This is a genomic window from Ruthenibacterium lactatiformans, from assembly GCF_000949455.1.
GTDB lineage: Bacteria > Bacillota > Clostridia > Oscillospirales > Ruminococcaceae > Ruthenibacterium > Ruthenibacterium lactatiformans.
Genome location: NZ_JXXK01000073.1, coordinates 1 through 4,000, shown reverse-complemented (window position 1 = coordinate 4,000; position 4,000 = coordinate 1). Strand labels below are relative to the sequence as shown.

The window sequence follows — 4,000 nt, the reverse complement described above, 5'->3', positions numbered from 1 at the left end:
AACGATTTTCCGCCGCGCCCTTAACAGTAAGAATGACATGACGGGCGCTTCCCGGAAAATCTGGATTTTGATTTACCCGCATCCTTCGGATGCGAGAGAGCCACAGAAAGATACTCCGTTCCCGTTCTTCCTCTTCCGCCGGCAGAGAGTGAGCAAAGGAGTAAGGAGTTTTGATTTTATTATTTAGTGCCGCCCTGGTGGCGCTGCCGGTTTTGCCAGCGCGAAGAGATTCGCGGCGGCGGCTGGCGCAGCAAGCTTCCCGTTGTTAAAAAAGGTTGCCGGTTCTGCCTGCGCGAAGAGGTTCGCGGCGGCGGCTGGCGCAGCGGGTTTCTCGTTGTTCAAAGAGGCTGTTGGTTCTGCCAGCGCGAAGCGATTCGCGCAGGCGGCTGGCGCAGCAGGCTTCCCGTTGTTAAAAAAGGTTGCCGGTTCTGCCTGCGCGAAGAGGTTCACGGCGGCTGGCGCAGCGGGCTTCCGGTTGTTCAAAGAGGCTGTTGGTTCTGCCAGCGCGAAGCGATTCGCGGCGGCGGTCGGCGCAGCAGGCTTCCCGTTGTTCAAAAAGGCTGTTGATTCTGCCCGCGCGAAGAGGTTCACGGCGGCGGCCGGCGCAGCAGGCTTCCCGTTGTTCAAAAAGCTGCCGGTTCTGCCAGCGCGAAGAGGTTCGCGGCGGCTGGCGCAGCGGGCTTCCCGTTGTTCAAAAAGGCTGTTGATTCTGCCCGCGCGAAGAGGTTCACGGCGGGCGCTGGTGCAGCGGGCTTCCCGTTGTTAAAAAAGGCTGCCGGTTTCGGCTGCGCGAAGAGATTCACGGCGGCGGCCGGCGCAGCAAGCTTCCCATTGTTAAAAAAGGAGGAAAAGGATGGAATTGCATTATGTGGGGATTTCGGCGGCGTTTGACCCGTATGCGCAGGCGCGGCCTGTGGGGCGGTGCGCGGAATGCGGCGCGGCTCTGTACGACGGCGACCGCGTTTACTACGGCCGCGGCACCGACCATGTGCTGGGCTGCGGGCAATGCATCGACGCGGGCTTTGCCCGGGAGGAACAGGGAGGAAGCCATGCTTGAGGGCGGTTTTATTTTGCTTCACCGGAGCATTCTGCGGTGGGAATGGTACGGCGACCTCAACACCGCACGGCTGTTCATTCATCTGCTGCTGACGGTGAACTACGAGCCGCAGCGGTGGCAGGGCATTGCGGTGGAGCGCGGGCAGCGCGTGGCGAGCCTGGCAAAGCTGGCGGACGAGACGGGGCTGACCGTCAAGCAGGTGCGGACGGCGCTGGAACATCTTAAACGGACGGGCGAGGTGACGCACAAGGCAACGTCGAAATACGGCCTGTTTACGGTGAATCATTACGACAGATACCAGCCCCGGGGCGAGCCGGAGGGCACGCCGCAGGGCATGGAAAACGGCATACAGGGGGCAGGCGGAGGGCAGGCAAAGGGCAGCAATGGAAGAAAGAACAAAAAAGCAGAGAAAGAGAGCGAAGCGCGCACGGCCGCGCCGGGGGAGAAACGGGCCGGAGGCGAAATGCAGGCGGAACGCACGCGGGGCGCCGGCGGAACGGGGACGGAACCGGCCGGCGGCGCTGTGCAGCCGGAACGTGCGTGCGGGACGGACGCCGGCGCGGGTACGGCTGCGGCAAAGCGGCCGGCGCGGGCGGACAAAGCAAAATTCGGTGAATTTGAAAACGTGCTGCTCGACGGGCGGGAGCATGGGAAGCTGGTGGACAGCCTGGGCGATACCGGCGCATCGGAATACATCGAGCGTCTGTCCGTCTATCTTGCACAGACCGGGCGGTGCTACAAAAGCCACTACGCCGCGATTTTGAACTGGTGGCGGAGGGACGGCATGCCCGTGCGCCGCAGCCCCGCGCCGCGCGTGCTCAAGCCGGACGTGGGCCGGGAGATCACGCCGGACATGACGGCGGAAGAACTGTTTTAAAAGGAGGCGTTTGAAATGGTGCAGGCGGAACAGAGCGTCATCGGCTGCCTGATGATGGCGCCGGAGCTGCTGGACAAGGCGCGCGCGGTGCTTTCCCCCGCGATGTTTGAGGCGCAGCCGCTGGCGCGCATCTTTTCCTGCATGCTCGAGCTGAAAAAGGCCGGAACTCCGGTGGACGCGGTGACGGTGGTTTCCAGGCTGGGGGACGGCTATGAGGCCGTTATCCGGGAGTGCGCGTGCATCGCGCCGCGCATTGGCACGTTCCCGCAATACGCCGCCATCGTGCTGGACGCGTGGCGGGAGCGCACGCTGGTGACGGAGCTGCAAAGCCTTGCCATCAGCGGGCGCACGGCCGACGAGATGACGGCGGAGCTGGAGCGGATGGCGGCGCGGCAGCGGAGCATTATGCAGAAGGTGCACAGCGCGTCGGAGCAGACCTTCGGCGAGGCCGTGGCACAGGCATACCGGGACCTTCTGAAGCCGGACACGTCGCTGAAAACCGACTGGAAGCACTTCAACGACGTGCTGGGCGGGCTGCAGCGCGGGTGCCTGTACATCATTGCCGCGCGGCCCGGCGACGGCAAAACGGATTTTGCCCTGCATCTGGCCGTGCAGCTTGCCAAGCGCTGCCGCGTGGATTACAGAAGCCTGGAAATGACGAAGGAGCAGCTCGTGCACCGCGTGCTGTCGCGGGTATGCATGATCAATTCCACCCGCTTTCGGGACCACGACCTGGACGAAAACGCGCAGAAGCGCATCGGCATTGCGGCGGCCCGCATGGGGGACCTGCACCTTGTGATGGACGACACGCCCGGCGTATCCGCCGGGGACGTGGAGGCGAAGCTGGCCTCGGGCAAGCCGGACGTGATGTTCATCGACTATCTGGGCCTGATGCGGGGCGACGCCGCCGGAAACAAACCGCTGTGGCAGATCACGGGGGAGATCACCCACGCGCTGAAGGAAAGCGCCCGGCGGCACGGCGCGGCCGTGGTGGCGCTGGTGCAGCTGGCGCGCGCGGCGGACCGGCAGAAGGAGCCGGCTTTATCGGACCTGAAGGGCGGCAGCGACATTGAAGCGGACGCGGACGGCGTGATCTTCATGCGTCCGCAGAAAACGGGAGAATTTTTGAGCGGGGACGACGCATGGCCCGTGGAAGCGGTGATTGCGAAAAACCGGCACGGCGGGGTGGGCAGGCTGCGGTTCAACTGGCAGCCGCAGTACCACAATTACGTTCCCACAGACAACACAAGGCGGTGAGCGGATGATTTTTGAAGACATAGCGAATGTAATGAACGCGCGCCCGGTAAAGGAGATCATGCGCAAAACGGGGCTGACGAAGAACCGGGTATACAGCCTGCGCATGGGGTGCACGTTCCACATGGATTACGAGCTGCTGTTCGCGCTGCAGCGGATGGGGTATGAGGTACGGGTTTTTGCCGTTGGGGACCCGGCGCGGCGCAGCCGTGACGGGGACGGCAAAATACCGGCCCCGGTGGGGCCGGTAACCGTACGCGCGGTTTCGCGCAGCGAAATGGAGCCGAATGGCGACAAGCGCCGGGGTGCGAGCGCGGGGCCACATTTGAGCGAAGCGAAAATGGGGTAGCGAGCACGTTGCCCCCGGCGGGGGCAACGACCGGCCAGCGCGGTTTCGCACAGCGAAATGGAGCCGAACGGCGACAAGCGCCGGGTTGTTGGCCGAGGGGCCACGCTTGAGCGAAGCGAAAGCGGGGTAGGCCAAAACATTGGTGCGGGGTGACGAAGTCATGGCCGCGAAGCGGACAACCGCACAGGGTGGTTTCGCGCAGCGAAATGCCGCGCCTGATTTTGCGCGGCAAACCCAAAAGGTGGGGCCGATGACCGCACGCGCGGTTTCGCCGCAGGCGAAACGGAGGCGTAAGCCGACGAGCGCCGGGGTGCGAGCGCGGGGCCAGCCGTGGAACAAAGGAACGTACCCCGGCAGACCCCGCGGGAATATGCGGGGCCACATTTGAGCAAAGCGAAAATGGGGTAGCGAGCACGTTGCCCCCGGCGGGGGCAACGACCGGCCAGCGCGGTTTCGCGCAGCG

The 4,000-nt window shown here is 64.2% G+C and carries 6 protein-coding genes; 5 read left to right on the top strand and 1 reads right to left on the bottom strand.

Annotated elements, in window-relative coordinates; all coding sequences use genetic code 11:
* The coding region (locus tag TQ39_RS21495) for a hypothetical protein (protein ID WP_205506003.1) at positions 1–187 on the top strand (187 nt) is incomplete at its 5' end.
* Here the strand turns inward: TQ39_RS21495 and TQ39_RS19605 are convergent.
* Positions 184–627, bottom strand: coding sequence for a hypothetical protein (locus tag TQ39_RS19605; protein ID WP_050006780.1), 444 nt, complete (start codon positions 625–627; stop codon positions 184–186). The genes TQ39_RS21495 and TQ39_RS19605 overlap by 4 nt on opposite strands.
* 226 nt (positions 628–853) lie before the next feature.
* Here TQ39_RS19605 and TQ39_RS19600 point away from each other — a divergent pair, with 226 nt between their 5' ends.
* From TQ39_RS19600 to TQ39_RS19585, 4 genes are read left to right on the top strand one after another with little or no spacing between them, the layout of a single operon-like run.
* Positions 854–1,057, top strand: a complete 204-nt coding sequence (locus TQ39_RS19600; protein ID WP_009322686.1) for a hypothetical protein — start codon at positions 854–856, stop codon at positions 1,055–1,057.
* Complete coding sequence (locus TQ39_RS19595) at positions 1,050–1,934, top strand: hypothetical protein (RefSeq protein ID WP_050006779.1); 885 nt, start codon at positions 1,050–1,052, stop codon at positions 1,932–1,934. Before TQ39_RS19600 ends, TQ39_RS19595 begins: the two co-directional genes overlap by 8 nt.
* A 15-nt stretch (positions 1,935–1,949) precedes the next feature.
* A complete protein-coding gene (locus TQ39_RS19590) occupies positions 1,950–3,191 on the top strand; it encodes a replicative DNA helicase (RefSeq protein WP_009322688.1) in 1,242 nt (413 codons plus the stop codon).
* Between the two features lie 4 nt (positions 3,192–3,195).
* Positions 3,196–3,537, top strand: a complete 342-nt coding sequence (locus tag TQ39_RS19585) for a hypothetical protein (RefSeq protein WP_050006778.1) — start codon at positions 3,196–3,198, stop codon at positions 3,535–3,537.
* The last annotated feature ends 463 nt before the right edge of the window (positions 3,538–4,000 follow it).